This window comes from Bacillus sp. BHET2, assembly GCF_005938125.1.
GTDB lineage: Bacteria > Bacillota > Bacilli > Bacillales > Bacillaceae_B > Rossellomorea.
Genome location: NZ_VCQN01000004.1, coordinates 63,059 through 77,544, shown reverse-complemented (window position 1 = coordinate 77,544; position 14,486 = coordinate 63,059). Strand labels below are relative to the sequence as shown.

General features: G+C 42.0%; 18 protein-coding genes and 1 pseudogene. 1 reads left to right on the top strand and 18 read right to left on the bottom strand.

The window, feature by feature from the left end; all coding sequences use genetic code 11:
- Positions 1-12 precede the first annotated feature (12 nt).
- The 16 genes and pseudogenes from flaG to FGG79_RS15485 form a co-directional block, all read right to left on the bottom strand.
- Positions 13-372, bottom strand: coding sequence for a flagellar protein FlaG (flaG, locus tag FGG79_RS15565; protein ID WP_138779979.1), 360 nt, complete (start codon positions 370-372; stop codon positions 13-15).
- Positions 373-508: 136 nt separating this feature from the next.
- Positions 509-625: pseudogene (locus FGG79_RS22365) on the bottom strand (flagellin); the annotation flags it as partial.
- 341 nt (positions 626-966) lie between these two features.
- On the bottom strand, positions 967-2,115 hold the full coding sequence (locus FGG79_RS15550; protein WP_138779975.1) for a flagellin N-terminal helical domain-containing protein: 1,149 nt from the start codon (positions 2,113-2,115) through the stop codon (positions 967-969).
- Positions 2,116-2,271: 156 nt separating this feature from the next.
- The gene (gene csrA, locus FGG79_RS15545) at positions 2,272-2,493 is read right to left on the bottom strand and encodes a carbon storage regulator CsrA (protein ID WP_138779973.1); all 222 of its coding nucleotides are present in this window, start codon (positions 2,491-2,493) and stop codon (positions 2,272-2,274) included.
- A 4-nt stretch (positions 2,494-2,497) separates the two neighbouring features.
- Positions 2,498-2,941 carry a flagellar assembly protein FliW gene (gene fliW, locus FGG79_RS15540; RefSeq protein ID WP_138779971.1) on the bottom strand — a complete coding sequence of 148 codons (444 nt, stop codon included), beginning with the start codon at positions 2,939-2,941 and terminating at the stop codon, positions 2,498-2,500.
- 18 nt (positions 2,942-2,959) lie between these two features.
- Positions 2,960-3,550 carry a DUF6470 family protein gene (locus tag FGG79_RS15535; protein ID WP_138779969.1) on the bottom strand — a complete coding sequence of 197 codons (591 nt, stop codon included), beginning with the start codon at positions 3,548-3,550 and terminating at the stop codon, positions 2,960-2,962.
- Positions 3,551-3,625: 75 nt separating this feature from the next.
- Positions 3,626-4,531, bottom strand: a complete 906-nt coding sequence (flgL, locus tag FGG79_RS15530) for a flagellar hook-associated protein FlgL (RefSeq protein ID WP_138779967.1) — start codon at positions 4,529-4,531, stop codon at positions 3,626-3,628.
- Between the two features lie 14 nt (positions 4,532-4,545).
- Positions 4,546-6,123: a flagellar hook-associated protein FlgK gene (gene flgK, locus FGG79_RS15525; RefSeq protein WP_138779965.1), complete on the bottom strand. Its 1,578-nt coding sequence runs from the start codon at positions 6,121-6,123 to the stop codon at positions 4,546-4,548.
- Positions 6,124-6,152: 29 nt separating this feature from the next.
- A complete protein-coding gene (locus FGG79_RS15520; protein WP_138779963.1) occupies positions 6,153-6,647 on the bottom strand; it encodes a flagellar protein FlgN in 495 nt (164 codons plus the stop codon).
- Between the two features lie 17 nt (positions 6,648-6,664).
- Complete coding sequence (flgM, locus tag FGG79_RS15515; RefSeq protein ID WP_138779961.1) at positions 6,665-6,931, bottom strand: flagellar biosynthesis anti-sigma factor FlgM; 267 nt, start codon at positions 6,929-6,931, stop codon at positions 6,665-6,667.
- 114 nt (positions 6,932-7,045) lie between these two features.
- Positions 7,046-7,462: a TIGR03826 family flagellar region protein gene (locus FGG79_RS15510; RefSeq protein ID WP_138779959.1), complete on the bottom strand. Its 417-nt coding sequence runs from the start codon at positions 7,460-7,462 to the stop codon at positions 7,046-7,048.
- A 60-nt stretch (positions 7,463-7,522) separates the two neighbouring features.
- Positions 7,523-8,224 carry a ComF family protein gene (locus FGG79_RS15505; protein WP_138779957.1) on the bottom strand — a complete coding sequence of 234 codons (702 nt, stop codon included), beginning with the start codon at positions 8,222-8,224 and terminating at the stop codon, positions 7,523-7,525.
- Positions 8,214-9,707 carry an ATP-dependent helicase ComFA gene (locus FGG79_RS15500; RefSeq protein WP_138780541.1) on the bottom strand — a complete coding sequence of 498 codons (1,494 nt, stop codon included), beginning with the start codon at positions 9,705-9,707 and terminating at the stop codon, positions 8,214-8,216. The genes FGG79_RS15505 and FGG79_RS15500 overlap by 11 nt, the downstream gene beginning before the upstream one ends.
- Before the next feature lie 117 nt (positions 9,708-9,824).
- The gene (locus FGG79_RS15495) at positions 9,825-10,676 is read right to left on the bottom strand and encodes a DegV family protein (protein ID WP_138779956.1); all 852 of its coding nucleotides are present in this window, start codon (positions 10,674-10,676) and stop codon (positions 9,825-9,827) included.
- A 253-nt stretch (positions 10,677-10,929) separates the two neighbouring features.
- Entirely contained in the window at positions 10,930-11,292 is a 363-nt protein-coding gene (locus tag FGG79_RS15490) for a PilZ domain-containing protein (RefSeq protein WP_138779954.1), read from the bottom strand.
- Positions 11,293-11,532: 240 nt separating this feature from the next.
- Positions 11,533-12,435, bottom strand: a complete 903-nt coding sequence (locus FGG79_RS15485) for a DMT family transporter (protein WP_138779952.1) — start codon at positions 12,433-12,435, stop codon at positions 11,533-11,535.
- A 292-nt stretch (positions 12,436-12,727) separates the two neighbouring features.
- Here FGG79_RS15485 and murB point away from each other — a divergent pair, with 292 nt between their 5' ends.
- Positions 12,728-13,648: a UDP-N-acetylmuramate dehydrogenase gene (gene murB, locus FGG79_RS15480; RefSeq protein WP_138779950.1), complete on the top strand. Its 921-nt coding sequence runs from the start codon at positions 12,728-12,730 to the stop codon at positions 13,646-13,648.
- A 117-nt stretch (positions 13,649-13,765) separates the two neighbouring features.
- Here murB and FGG79_RS22300 read toward each other — a convergent pair whose 3' ends face one another.
- On the bottom strand, positions 13,766-13,891 hold the full coding sequence (locus FGG79_RS22300; protein ID WP_276607969.1) for a hypothetical protein: 126 nt from the start codon (positions 13,889-13,891) through the stop codon (positions 13,766-13,768).
- A gap of 117 nt (positions 13,892-14,008) precedes the next feature.
- Positions 14,009-14,470, bottom strand: a complete 462-nt coding sequence (locus FGG79_RS15475) for a hypothetical protein (protein WP_138779948.1) — start codon at positions 14,468-14,470, stop codon at positions 14,009-14,011.
- Positions 14,471-14,486: the final 16 nt, after the last annotated feature.

Sequence of the window (14,486 nt, the reverse complement as noted above, 5' to 3'; positions counted from 1 at the left end):
TATCTCCTTCCATTAAACCTTCTTATCGACTATTAACCCAACAAATTCCGTCATCGCGGCATGCATATCAAGCATTTTCTTTGCTGGTATTTCTTTCACTATCTCCTGCGTACGATCATCCACAATCGTCACATAGTATTCTTGCAATTTATCATGAAATTCAAATTTGAGGTGTGTATTCGAAGTGGACATAAACTCATTCATCCCATGAACGACATCTTTCATCTTTTCTTTGGTGACAGGATCTTTCGTTGTGGTTTCTTCATGGTGTCGTTCCTGAGCTTGAATTTGTTTCACTTCTTCGCTTGTTTGGTTCTCTAATCTAGTAAATGATTGTATTCCTGGTACTCCGCCTGTCACTTTATCAATCATCTTTTGATCCTCCTGAGGGTTATATGGGTTATATCGGTGTTTGGTGGGGAAAGTTTAGTTGTTAGATTAGACTATTCAAATCTTAATCATAAAAAAAGAGACCCTATTGCTAGAGTCCCCCTTAGAAAAAATAAAATTAACGAAGAAGTTGTAAAACTCCTTGAGGCTGCTGGTTGGCTTGCGCTAGCATAGCTTGTGCAGCTTGAGAAAGAATAGAATTCTTCGTTTGGTTCATCATTTCTTTCGCCATCGTGCGAACATTTACTTTCATAAACGACCAGACTATATCTTCACCCTCTATAAATAGTAGGGGTTGGGCACTTCGGATTAACAATGCTGATGACCATTGTTTCACCTACGGATTTCATCACCATGAGCTTAGCTTTTAGATGGTCTATCCTAGTCGTTGAACCTTCTCCACTCTTTCAAGACAGGAGCTTGGCTGCTGATTGCCCAATCTCTTCTTTTGTTAAGCCCATCACGCTTGTCGTTTCCAACTACGTTGTGGCAAGAAAAGCTCTCAGGGGTTTCCAGCAATTCACCCAATTATGATCACCAGCCGTTACCAGCCAGGACGACTGTGCTTGTCACTGCTTAGGCAGCTAAAGCATAATCTACGTCACGGATACGAGATTCCGCAGCAGTTAGGTTTTCAGAAGATGTGTTTAAGTTGTTGATGGTGTGTTCTAAACGGTTTTGGTAAGAACCTAATTTAGAACGTTCAGTTGATACTTTTTGAATAGCTTGGTCAACAACCTTCATTGCTGTTTCAGCTTGGCTTTGAGTTCCTACTTGTAGATCTTTAACTCCTAAAGTAGAAGCTCTCATATCTTCAACTGAAAGATTAATTGTTTGGCCATTATTAGCGCCAATATGGAATGTTGATGAGCCATCATCGCGAACATCCTTAGCAGCCGTACCAACATCAAAATTAGATAGTGCATTAGATGCAGCTTCTTTACGTTCACCTGTAGATGATGTTACTTCAATTGACAACCCATTAATTTGAGCAGCTGTTCCATTTGATGCTGCAGTAATTGTCGTAACACCAGCAACTGTAGCAGCAGAAGCTACCGATGCATCACCTGCTATTGCACCATTAATATTTGATAATGCATCTGATGAAATATCAGTTACATTGAATGTTGCTGTTTTTTGAGTACCGTTAACAGACCAGGTTGCAGTTATTGTATCGCCGTTTGCAATTCCTACGTTGTTACCAGCTTTATCAACTAAGCTATCTAGAGTAGTTGCATCAGCCATAGCCGCCCCTAAATTACCTGTATTGGTAATTGTACCAGCAGTTGCAGTTTGAGCAGCACCCATTTTACCATTTAATAATTTCTTAGTGTTGAACTCTGTTTGATTACCAATTCGTTCAACTTCAGTGCCAAGTTGATTCATTTCATCTTGGATATTTTTTCTATCTTCAGTTGTATTCGTATCATTAGCAGATTGTACTGAAAGTTCTCTCATACGTTGAAGAATTGAATGAGTTTCGTTTAATGCACCTTCTGCTGTTTGTATCATAGAGATTGCATCTTGTGAATTCTTAGATGCTTGGTCTAGACCACGAATTTGTCCACGCATTTTTTCAGAGATTGCAAGACCCGCTGCATCATCCCCAGCTTTATTAATACGCATACCTGAAGATAACTTCTCCATAGATTTCCCTTGTGCAGTAGAAGCACTATTCAACTGACGATAAGTATTCAACGCCGCAATATTATGATTAATTCTCATAACAATAATTTCCTCCTTGAAAGTAAGCCCACATCCATGTGAACTATCTAGTTTTTAGTTTGCAACAAGTCACAAAGGTCGGCCGCCCTTCTCCTCATTGCTTACAATACTATTATCGGTAGCTTCGACTAGTGTTTAATAGTTTGAGAAAAATAATTAATCATTTTTTGGCAAAATGTTAAATAGGTTGTCGATTCCTTTCGAAGCTTCGGTGTTTTCTTCCTGGATAGAGAGGTAGACTTCTTTCCGATGGATATCTACGTTCTTCGGTGCATTTATCCCTAATTTCACCTGATCCCCTTTTACAGATATGACCGTTAACTCAATGTCACCCCCAATCTGAATGCTTTCTCCGGTTTTTCTTGTCAGTACTAACATCCCCTCACCCCTTCTTTCCTGCAGGCTGAGCAAAGATCAGGTGCTTGGTTTGATAGTCTGTGTTGTTTAAGATAACTTGTTTTCCTTTACGAGTTGCGAGATTAAGAATGATCGGTGCCTGCAAATTCGCGGTAGATTCATTAAGCACTTCACGTACGGTAAGAATAGAAAGCACCTGAACTTCTTTTTCAGAAGGATTATCCAGTAAATCCACACTAGTCTGATCCAATTCAAAATCATATTCCTTAAAGAACATAAATGGATCCGTTACGACAAATCCAAGCTGAGGCGTTTTCACCGATTGTAATATATGAAACCACTCATTTTCCGGAAGTGGCAATAATACAAATTGCTTCTCTTCCCCAAACCCGGGGATGCCGTGATCAAATGTTAGAATGTCCTCTGAGTTCACTACTATATTTCCATGATATTTCGTATCGATTTTCATCCGCTTCATTCCTTTATTCTATATTTCTTGTTCGTAGTTAATTCCCACATGCTTTAAATTGGCAAAATCAATTTGCAAGTCTGCATATCGTTTCAAACTGACATCCACTTGAGCAGGTGTATATTGTATAGTGGGTTTCTGGGGACGAGAGTTGTTTATCACTTTTTGTGGTTCAACGTTCACTTTGACGCTTCCGGGCTCGTAATTGATTTTGACACTGCCTGCTGATGGGATCCACCCTATATTAAAGTCATATATAGGAGATTCACTGTTTCGTTTAGCCTGAGCTGCAATCGCACCCCCACCATTCTCAATCATCATCAATTCATCCCCATCCTGAGCGACCCTGGCAAGTCCCGATAACCAGTCTTCATATCCTTGTTGGGAATATTCTTCTATCCTGCGGCGAACCGATTTCAAGTCCATATCTGCCCTGGCCTCGGTTTGGTCGATGGTCAGTTTGGAGGGTGTCCGTTCTATATCCATCTTCGCCTGAGGTTGCTGGATATCCAATTCTGCAGGTTGTTGTTCGATATCCATTCGCCCTGGAGTTGTCCTTATGCTTAGGGCTGCTGAAGTGGACTGCAATCTTATTTGTGGAACGTTCACACGTATTCACCTCCATATAAAAAGGGACTAGACCCCAAGGTGACAAAACACCTTAAAGGGTTAGTCCCCTTGCTTTTATCGTAGAAAATCCATTAATGTTGGCTGAATAATTCTTGCCCCAACGCCGAGTGCTGCACGATGGACGCTTTCTTGGGTTTTTAAATCCGTGATAACGCGTTCAATATCCGCATCCTCATTGTCTGAAAGAATGCGATTGGCAGTGACTTCTTGTTGAGCCAGTCTGTCGTCTACCATTTCAAGACGATTGTAACGTGCGCCCAGTTCAGAACGTTCTGCTGATAACGTGTTCATTACACTGTCCAGATTCTCAAGTTCGGTATCGAGAGCTGAATCATCTCCAGATTCAAACGCTTTTTGGATATTGTGCACTGTATCGAACAGCTTCTGATTAAAAACATTATTGGGATTAACATTTGCTTTTAAAGAAACTCCCTGTGAAACTTCAACCGGATAAGCATCTATGGACCCACTACCTAAATTATCAGCAACTTGAGGTGCACTTCCATCTGCGGGATTCCCATCCTTAATCGGAGAATTCCCAACGTCCGTCCCATGAAAAATGTATCTTCCCGCTACTTTTGTTTCAGAAACACTGACAAGATCATTTTTAATCTGTTCGATTTCCGTAGCAACAGCTTTACGATCTTCATCACTTAACGTTCCATTTTTCCCTTGAATCGTCAATTCCCGTACACGTTGCAGCCCTTGATTCGCTTGCTCGATTCCCGACTCCGAGTTTTCCATCCACAAATAAAGCTCCGACAGATTCCGCTTATACTGCTCAATCCCAGTCAGGTTCGAACGATAAAACATCCCTTTCATCGCAACAACCGGATCATCAGAAGGCTTTGTAATCTTCTTCCCTGTCGCCAACTGATCCTGCAACTGCCCCATTCGTCCATAGGAAGAACTTAGGTTTCTCATTGAGTTCGCCGTCAACATACTTTGAGTAACACGCATATTATTTCACCTACCTATCTTCCAACAGTACCCATACCGTTGATAATTTTATCAAGCATTTCATCCTGAAGTGTAATCATTCTGGCAGAGGCGTTGTAGGCGTGCTGGAATTTGATCATGTCGGTCATTTCTTCGTCGAGGGACACACCGCTTACGGACATGCGGCGTTCGTCCACGGCTCCTCTTAATACATTGGAGTTGCTTGCGAGTCGAACAGATTCTTGGGATTCTACTGCCATCTTTCCGATTACGGATTCAAAGTGCCCTTGGAACGAGGCTTCTTTTTCACCATAAGGCAACTTGGTTGTGGTGATGAAATCAGCTAACGCCAGAATATTGGATGCGTCTCCAAGAGTCGGATTATCGGCACCAGCTGTCGCGATTTTGTCCAAATTGCTCAGTTCGTCTGCAATTTGGATCCGTTGAGCGAAACCTTCTTTAGGAACACCATTCAAGTCTGATGAAGCATTCTTTGAATCTTGGAAGAACTTCGGTGTATCTGGAGTGAAGTTATCGGGATCAAAGTTTGGATCATTCATTTGTTCTGGCGTTACACCCTTTTGATGCTGTTCATTGAATGCTTTGGCAAATTCATACGCCATGCTGTCCAGTTCATCGAGCATGCTGATGTAGGAGCCTTCTGCTTCGCCGTCTGTATTTTTGAATCCGTATGTATCGACAAGGGCTCTCAGTTTTCCTTCGCCTTGTGATAAGAAGTCTTTTATATCGAGTGTTTGCTTTCCAATCGTAACGGAATCCACTGTATTTTGAGGTCCTTGATAGGTAAGTTTGAGCTCGTTCGCTCCACTTTTCCCTACTAAATTCATGGCAAAGTTGCCATCTTTCCCGACCAACTTCACGGTGACAGCACCTTCGGCAATCGGAGAAGATGCCCCGCCGTTGGATTGGTAGCTTGTTTGAATTGAAACATGTTGTGAAAGCTCATCGATTAACCGATCTCGTTCATCGTACAAGTCATTCGGAAGATACCCATGTGGTTCTACATCGGCGATTTGTTTATTGATGTTATCTATTTGTTTCGTCAGCGAGTTGATTTGTCTCTCACTTACTGACAACTCATTTTTCAAATCGTTCCGTACACTTGTTAAGGATGAAGACAAATAATTAAACGTTTCAGCAACGGCGATACCACGTTGACGTACAACGGAACGGGCACCTGAATTTGAAGGGTTAACCGCTAAATCCTGAAGCGACTGCCAGAACATATCCATCGTCTTGGACAAACCTGAATCAGACGGTTCATTCATGACTTCTTCCATCTTCTTCATCGCTTCCATTTTCGTCTCCCAGTATCCAAGCTTCTGGTTTTCTCCTCGATATTGCATATCCAGAAAAGAGTCACGGACACGTTGAATCGAACCGGCGTCGACTCCGGTTCCGATTTGGCCGGGGATTTGCGGACGGTTCATGGCGGGGGCAGGGAACGGTTCGGTCTGTTCAAAGTTGACCCGTTGACGGGTGTATCCAGGAGTATTCGCGTTGGAGATATTGTGGCCGGTCGTGTAAAGTGCGCCCTGTTGGGTATACATTCCTCGCTTTGCCGTTTCAAGGCCCATAAAAGTGGATCGCATGGTGTTGCCTCCGTTTCAATAATTGAGTGCTATGCTTTCGAATCAAACATGGATCGTCCGGTTGGTGATTTTTTTTCACCGTTTGGACGGGAGTAGGTTGATTGATCTGGTTCTGGTTGCATCATGGATAGATTCATATTCACGAATTGAAGAGATTGATAGACAAGCTTTTGATTCAGTTCGTTTCGTATTTTTAACTCTGATATGATGTCGACTAATTTTTGTTGCCAGTGAACCAGCGTTGCTTGGTCTTCAGGTGAACTGTGCTCGATGCACTGCGATATCGTTGGAGCATCGTTCAGCACAACCCCTCGTGATTGAAGATAGTGACTGGACTCACGTTGTCGATCTACTTCAACCGTATTGATCGCCGCCAAATGCTTTTGTTCACCCTTCAACACGCTATCCAGTTCGCTCATCTCACCTTGTTTAATCACATCTGTTTTATCAACAGAAAGGTCGAACAAACTTTTGTGCAGCTTATAAAGTTTTTCAAGAGTTGTGATCAATGGTGTAGCTGACATGTTTGCTCTCCCCTTTATTAAATTCCGTTATAAAAACTCTTTAATCCTTTCGCAATGGCTTTCGGATCGATCGTATAATTTCCGCTCTGCACCTGATCTTTTAAAGCTTCTACTCTTGCCTGGCGCTCTTTGCCTAGTTTTGACACTTCCTGCATTTCTTTTGCAGCAGAAGAGATTTCAATTTTATCGGATGCCTTTCTTTCTACGTTTCCGACTTGGTCCATTTTGTTAAGATTGCGCTTATAAGGATTAATGTTCTGATTGCCGATATTGTTAATCTTCATCATTTTTCCCTCGCTTTCATCACGTCCATTGTTTCTACCTAGTATATCGGATTAAAAGACGTTTTGTTTAGTGAAAGAGACTGGTTAGTTCTTCCTGATTTATTTTACTAGGTACTAGTTCTTATCTCTCATCGTGTAATAGGTTCTCTGACCGGATTCCTTGGCCTTGCTCTTCCAATCCTGCTCGGTTTCGAACTGTTTCAGATCATTTGCAAGTTCAGAAGAACAGTCACTGCAGATTCTCCCCGTCCCTATAATCTTCCCGCATTTATCACACGGATAACCCATATTCGGAAATTGTCTTGTCTGAATACGGCCTTTTTTCACCCATTTATATAGAAGTTCCTCGTCTACTCCCGTCACTTCTATGACCCGATTCATGGTTGCCGCACGGTTATCCCGTCTTTTCAAAAATTGGTAGACGGTTTCGTACATCGCTTCTTCTTCTCTATAGCAATTATCGCATACTTCGCGGAATTTATTTTGTATAAAAATCGCGTTGCAGCGTGGACAATTGATGATTTCTGACATGTTTGTTTCCTCCCGGTGTATCTTCTCTTACCCTTTATATCGGCAGGAATGGGGTTTGCTTTAACCCCTTGCAAGAGTTAAAGAGGATACCTGTTCAGCCCCCGCTTCCTTCAGTCGCTTTGCAGCCTGCCTCAACGTTGTCCCTGTCGTATAAATGTCGTCAAACAGGAGAATCGATTTACCCGAGAGATTCGAATCCGCAAGCAGAAACACCTGCTCCTGCCTAAGACGTTCCTTCCGTGTCTTCTTCGACTGCTTCTCCGAATGTGTTCGGGTGAGTATGTTTGAGGGACGGACCTCTGCTTCTTCTAGTAGAGCGGAAGATTGGTTGAACCCTCTTTCATAGAGGCGTTCATCACTAAGTGGGACTGGAATGATGAGGTCATACTCAATTTTGATGAGATAAGATTTTATCATATGGGAGAACCCTTTTCCTAACACATAGTCTCCACTATATTTGAATCTCGCCAGGTACTCTTTCAGAAAGGCATTATATTGATAAAAGGAATGGTTCTCGGTGAGAATACCTTTCCATTCAGAATCATTCTCCCACCGATAGCAATCCAGGCACACGTCACCATTAATGAAACCTTGAGCTAAATCGTCAAATGATCTGGAACAACCACCACAGCGCTTCCCTTCTATTTTTACGAGTTTTCCTTCACATACATTGCACAAAAACTGAGGTTCTCTATAAAATAACCCTTTCCACGTCATCACCTCAACCAGCTTTCTCTCGCAAAACAAACAGTTATCTCTCATGAAGTAACCCTCTTTTCCTTGCTTCTTTATTCATCTGATCAATATGAAGAAGGGCTTTGATCATCTCAGGGGTGCGGCCGTAGTGAAAAAAGACGATGTCACCTTTTGGGTAGTCCGCGCTTCTTCCCACCCTTCCTGCGATTTGCACGAGGGCACTTTCTGTGAAAATCTTTTCTTCTGCTCCGAGGACGGCGACATCGATATTCGGTATTGTCACACCCCTCTCTAATATAGTCGTGGTTAGTAGGATAGGAATATCTCCGTTTCGCATTCTCATTATCTTTTCTTTTCGATGAGGATCTTCTGCATGGACGGATTCGATGAGAGGGTTCATTTCTTTGAAAAGAGGCAAGGCTTTTTCCATGAGGTCAACTGTCGGGAAGAAGATGAGAGCTTGTTTAGATTGCTGGAGTTTTAATGTGGTCCACTTTTTCAACGGATGGGGAATTCGATTTTTCTTCAAGGATTTTTTCCAAAGACCGCCCCAGACGAATTTAGGGAGAGGAATCGGATGTCTATGGTAACGTGCAGGAATCTGGATGAAATTCCTTTTTCCTCTTGCACATTGCTGCTGTAAATACCGATCCGGCGTGGCTGTGAGAAAAATGATAGAGGAATGAGGTTTACGGGCTTTTTCGACGGCCCATTGCAGGGATGAATCATAGGAATACGGGAAGGCATCGACTTCATCAACAATCATGACATCAAATGCGTCATGGAATCTGTAAAGCTGGTGGGTTGTGGATAGGACTAGTTGACCATAGGAATTTCGTTCTTCTGATCCTCCGTAGAGGGTAGCGATTGGTATATCAGGGAAGACTTTTTTAAGCCTAGGAGATAATTCATGGATGACATCGGTACGAGGTGCAGCGATACAAACTCGTTTGTTGTGAAGAAGGGCTTCGTGGATGCCTTCGAATAGTACCTCGGTCTTTCCAGCTCCGCATACTGCCCAAACGAGCAGGTCCTTACCATTTTTTACGGAAGAAATGATTTGATCGGAAGCCTCTTCCTGTGATTCCGAAAGGGTTCCTGACCAATTGAAAGTGGGATAGGTGTTAGCCATTGGTATCGGTCCATTCCATTTGACAAGAGGTGTACACTCCGACACCCTCCCCATCATGATGCAATTCCGGCAATAGCTGCATGTTTGATGGCATCTGGAGCAATGGAAAGAAGCGAATAAAAGGGGCTTGTCATTACCACACCGGTGGCACTGTCCTCCGTGCACTCCTTTTTCATATAAAACATGACCATTTGTATAATGCTTTTGAAGGGTATCGATTGAAAATGGGAGCTCGTCTATAAGTAGCGAACGTCCGCTTAGAAAGAATTGTAATTCAGGAGAGAATTGAAAGGAAGGATTAAGAGGTTGAGGTGGCAACGAAGAGAATTCAGATACTCTTTGCAGAATTGGCGCTTCCCCTTTAACTAGAGGTTCTGGGATTAGTAGTTCATTTATTAAAGCAAAACGCAAATACATCACTCCTTAGGTTGGATAATCATGTATTCTACGTTGGCGTGGGAAAATCCTTCTTCATAAAAATCGGTGCCAGGCACAAAAACGTTGTTTTGTGCCTGGCAACAGAAAGTGAAAATTCTATCGACTCATCTTCTGAGCCCAGCCCATCCCCATCGAACCCTCACCTAAATGAGTCCCGATAACTGGACCGAAATAACTGACATTGAATTCCACGTTCGGATATTTCTCTTGAAGCTCATTGCTCCATTCGATCGCATCTTCTTCCCGGTTCGCATGGATGATCGATGCTTGGAATGCTTCGCCGGATTTCACTGCTTCTCCAAGGAGATCTTCTACCCTCTTTAGAGCTTTTTTACGTGTGCGGATCTTCTCAAACGGAACGATCACCTTATCAACAAAATGCAGTAATGGTTTCACCTGTAACAGGCTTCCGATGATCGCCTGGGCTTGTGATAATCTGCCACCACGTTGAAGGTGAGCGAGATCATCGACCATGAAATAGGCGTGAACCGATTGCTTCATTTCATCCAGTAGCACAACGATTTCTTCTGCCGTTTTTCCTTCGCGGCCGAGTTTTGCTCCTTCGATGGCATAAAAGCCCTGGATCATGCAGCTGATCTCCGAGTCGTAGGGATACACCTTAATGCCCTCGACCATTTCGCCTGCTTGAACGGCTCCCTGGTACGTCCCGCTGATTCCACTAGATAAATGAATGGAGATGACGGCGTCGTAGTTGTGTGAAAGTTTCTCGAATAACTCGACGAATTGCCCTACTGGCGGCTGTGAAGTGGTTGGAAGCTTCTCCTGAATGCTGACTTCTTCATAAAATTCACTTGCCGTAATATCAACTTCTTCTTGATAGGTTTCTCCTCCGAAAATAACGCTGAGAGGAATCATATGTATGTTTAGTTGATCACGCAATTCTTTCGGGATGTAGGCGGTACTATCCGTTACAATTGCCGTTTTCATAGAGAATTACCATCCTTGTTTGTTTTTTTTCCTTGATTCACCGAAATAACCTGTCTATCCTAAGCTATGTATCCTATCCATTTTATATGAACATAGCATCTTTTGCATTACATTCTGTAGAAAAATCATGACCGTGTATGCATTCAAATGATTCAATCCCTAACAGATACATGTTCCTGTCTCCTAATAAAAAATATAAAAGGATCCACTTAAATAAGCTGTGGATCCTTTGGATGACCAACTATTCATCGAATCATTTTTTCACATATTTCTTTAACTCTTCCGTAATCGTATTCTTTAAAACTGCGTCCTTCACAAACTCGATGCCATACTGATAATGGGCCATGCCCTTTCGTTTCTGCCACTGAATAATTCCAACAGCAATGATTTGAGCAAAATCATCATCAAGTTTGAAGTGTACCTGAAGTGTGACTTCTTTTTCTAAAGAAATATTCAATAAAGACTGGAGTCTACACCCTTGAGGGCTGAGGTCAACAATCTCCCCTTTGGCCGTTTTGGACTCAATGGTTTTATCCCCGATCCCAATGATGGTAAAGGAACATGGAACAGGCTGGGAAAACGTAAAGCGATAAGATTCATCTCGTTTATACTTCATAGCAAATCTCCTCTGATAGAGTTGAGAATGATTTTTCTCTAAAACAATAATTTACCCTCACACAAACTACCAAACAATTCTACTTTTACCATTATTAAGGATGATTCATTCTCGTTATCGTCATTATAGCAAATGGAACGATCAGTGGTAATCAAAAAATAAAACAAACGTTTGTTTAAGGTGATTACCCCTTTATGCACAAGTGATATCACATCCTAATCAAACGTTTGTTTAAATGTCTTACCTCGTCCCAACAGGCAAGGAGGTAAGGAGTTTCTTCGATTTTCTTGAGGAAAGGAATACGCCAACGAAGATAATCATCAAGCCTAAAATGAGATTATGTGTCACTGGCTCACCTAACAGCACAAATCCCCAAATCATAGCAGTACCCGGTATTAAATATGTCACAGTCGACGCAAACTCAGGACTTCCATTGGTCATGATATAGAAATAGAGCAGTGTTGCCACTCCAGATCCCAGGCAGCCTAAGCCTAGAATACCGAGAATGACCTCTCCTGACGCTAAATCCCCGATTGAGATCTGGTTCGTGAGCATCATCCCTATGAAACCTACCAATGCCCCGATTAACAGCTGGAACGTAGATATGACGACAACACTTGTTCCTGACAAGAATTTTTTCGTGAACTGGGAAGCGAATGCATAACTCATCGTCGCCAGCACCATCGTTCCCACTCCAACAAAATCAGCCGAAAAGATGCCGCTCACTTCGAAATTCATCAGCACAAGGATGCCTGCAAAACCGACCAGGATCCCGATCCATTGAAATCCAGCCAACACGACAGAAAAGAAGAGAAAACCGATAAGTCCCGTCCAAATCGGTGTCGTCGCGTTCAAGATGGATGCCGTGTTGCTATTGATCTGGGTTTCACTTAGCGCGATGAGCGTCCACGGAAGGGCAGCATTGCCGAGACCAACCACAATCAGCTTCCAAATAGGAAGGGGCTTCTTCTCCCCCTTTCTTCTTTGCATGAAAAAGATCGGAAGAAGCACAAGCGCTCCTGCCAAGCATCGTAAGAAAACCGTCCCCCACACGCCTACAGGGTCCACTAGCCATTTGATAAAAACAAAAGACATTCCCCAGATCAGACTTAAACCGATTAATGCAATATATAATCGAGCCAATTGGCTTCCTCCTCTCTGTTGGTACAGAGTTGTTTATTTTAATAGATGAATAGATGTTATAGCGTATTTTTGATAGTTCTATCCTATCTTACTTTAGGATAGTTGAAAACATTCTTTTTTCACCTTTTCGACCTTAGAATGATCCATTTCATTCAGGATATAGACATGTCTTATGTAGGGTATTCGTTTCTCCCAACTGAAACCATTTAACTTTCATGGGTTTTCGTCATATAATGGTGGGGTATGATTGATTAATAAATAGATGAAAATTACTTTATAGGACTGATATAGGATGTACAATAAGGAAAAAGTATTTGAAGAATTATCAAAGGTTATGCACTCGGACAATATCAAACGTGACGAATTGCTAAGAGAGCATCTGTATACGAAGCTTGGTGGAAGAGCTGATTTCTTCTTAACTCCAACCACTTATGAAGAAGTTCAGAACATCGTAAAGCTTTCGAATAAAGTTGATGTTCCGTTCACGCTATTAGGAAACGGATCAAACTTGATTGTAAAAGATGGAGGAATCCGCGGTATTGTCCTTCATTTAAAGAACTTTAAAGACATTAAAACAACCGATCAGCTAATTGTCGCCCAGAGTGGTGCAGCAATCATTGATGTATCCAGACGTGCATTGGCTGAGAAATTATCAGGACTTGAGTTTGCATGTGGAATTCCAGGTACAGTCGGTGGTGCTTTATTCATGAACGCAGGAGCGTACGGTGGGGAAATCAAGGATGTTCTTGATTATTGCCATGTAGTGGATTGTGAAGGAAACCTAGTGAAACGTACCGCTGCAGAATTAGAGCTTGATTACCGTCACAGCAATATTTCTGATAAAGGAGATATTGTCTTGGAAGCGACATTCAGCTTGCAGCCGGGTGCCTACGAAGACATTAAGATCGTCATGGATGACTTGACGGACAAACGGGAATCCAAGCAGCCACTTGAATATCCATCTTGCGGAAGTGTCTTCAAGCGTCCACCAGGATACTTTGCCGGTAAATTGATTCAGGATAGTGATCTTCAAGGAACGAACTTCGGCGGTGCAGAAGTATCTACGAAGCACGCCGGTTTCATCGTGAATAAAGAAAATGCAACAGCATCGGATTATATCTCACTCATTGAACATGTTCAAAAGACAGTGAAAGAAAAGTTTGACGTAGAGCTTGAAAGGGAAGTTCGCATCATCGGTGAAGATCTGGAATAAAAAAGTCAGGGATCATTTGATTCCTGACTTTTTTCTGTCCCAACAAAAAAAACAGCCTAAATAGTATAGACTGAGCAGGTCATCCAATATTTAATCGTTTTTCACCGATAAAAATAACTATCTTTTTTTAACGATTGGAGCTGGCTTTGTTCTGCGAAATTCTCTCATTCCTGTCACTTGGGATTGTGATACTTTCGCATCGAGTTCATAGGCTTCACGAGCCTTTAAATAGAGTAGCGGCACAGCAGATATCCTCCTTTATAAAAAGATTAGTTTCTTTTTACCCGGAAAATTCTATATAAAACCAAATTCAATAAAAATTTGAAATGTATTTGTCTATGATTTTAACGGCATCTTCATTCAAAAATTATAATTCCATAAAACCCTCCATTTCCCCTCTTCTATTGCCACATAACAGGTTTGGGTAATCATTAATTCACCAAACTGGCTATCGAAATACAGGTTCACTTTAGCTTTTCTGACATTTTTAAACTGAAGTCCTTCACTGTTAAATGTAAATTTTTTCTCCTTTTCAATCTTGCCGACTTGTACATCGAACTCATCTACTCCCATATGTCCCATGAACACATGATTTTTCGTTTGAATATAAGTGGATTTTGGAAACTTATTTTGCATTTCTGAATGAAAAAGCTCCCACGCATTCCCGAAATCACCATCTTTTTCAAAATTATAAAATTCCTTGATTACTTCTTCAGGTGTATCAGGCTCCCCACTTTTACCAATAAACATAAATAAGGCCACTCCGATAACTATTGCAGCAACTGCTCCAATAAATAGAGAAACCGGGCTTTTTCTTCTCATACGACCAACACCCCTC

Coding starts and splice junctions, on each gene's coding strand:
- flaG (WP_138779979.1), bottom strand. CDS start 372: ATGATTGATAAAGTGACAGGCGGAGTACCAGGAATACAATCATTTACT.
- FGG79_RS15550 (WP_138779975.1), bottom strand. CDS start 2,115: ATGAGAATTAATCATAATATTGCGGCGTTGAATACTTATCGTCAGTTG.
- csrA (WP_138779973.1), bottom strand. CDS start 2,493: ATGTTAGTACTGACAAGAAAAACCGGAGAAAGCATTCAGATTGGGGGT.
- fliW (WP_138779971.1), bottom strand. CDS start 2,941: ATGAAAATCGATACGAAATATCATGGAAATATAGTAGTGAACTCAGAG.
- flgL (WP_138779967.1), bottom strand. CDS start 4,531: ATGCGTGTTACTCAAAGTATGTTGACGGCGAACTCAATGAGAAACCTA.
- flgK (WP_138779965.1), bottom strand. CDS start 6,123: ATGCGATCCACTTTTATGGGCCTTGAAACGGCAAAGCGAGGAATGTAT.
- FGG79_RS15520 (WP_138779963.1), bottom strand. CDS start 6,647: ATGTCAGCTACACCATTGATCACAACTCTTGAAAAACTTTATAAGCTG.
- flgM (WP_138779961.1), bottom strand. CDS start 6,931: ATGAAGATTAACAATATCGGCAATCAGAACATTAATCCTTATAAGCGC.
- FGG79_RS15510 (WP_138779959.1), bottom strand. CDS start 7,462: ATGTCAGAAATCATCAATTGTCCACGCTGCAACGCGATTTTTATACAA.
- FGG79_RS15505 (WP_138779957.1), bottom strand. CDS start 8,224: ATGAGAGATAACTGTTTGTTTTGCGAGAGAAAGCTGGTTGAGGTGATG.
- FGG79_RS15500 (WP_138780541.1), bottom strand. CDS start 9,707: ATGTATTTGCGTTTTGCTTTAATAAATGAACTACTAATCCCAGAACCT.
- FGG79_RS15495 (WP_138779956.1), bottom strand. CDS start 10,676: ATGAAAACGGCAATTGTAACGGATAGTACCGCCTACATCCCGAAAGAA.
- FGG79_RS15490 (WP_138779954.1), bottom strand. CDS start 11,292: ATGAAGTATAAACGAGATGAATCTTATCGCTTTACGTTTTCCCAGCCT.
- murB (WP_138779950.1), top strand. CDS start 12,728: ATGTACAATAAGGAAAAAGTATTTGAAGAATTATCAAAGGTTATGCAC.
- FGG79_RS15475 (WP_138779948.1), bottom strand. CDS start 14,470: ATGAGAAGAAAAAGCCCGGTTTCTCTATTTATTGGAGCAGTTGCTGCA.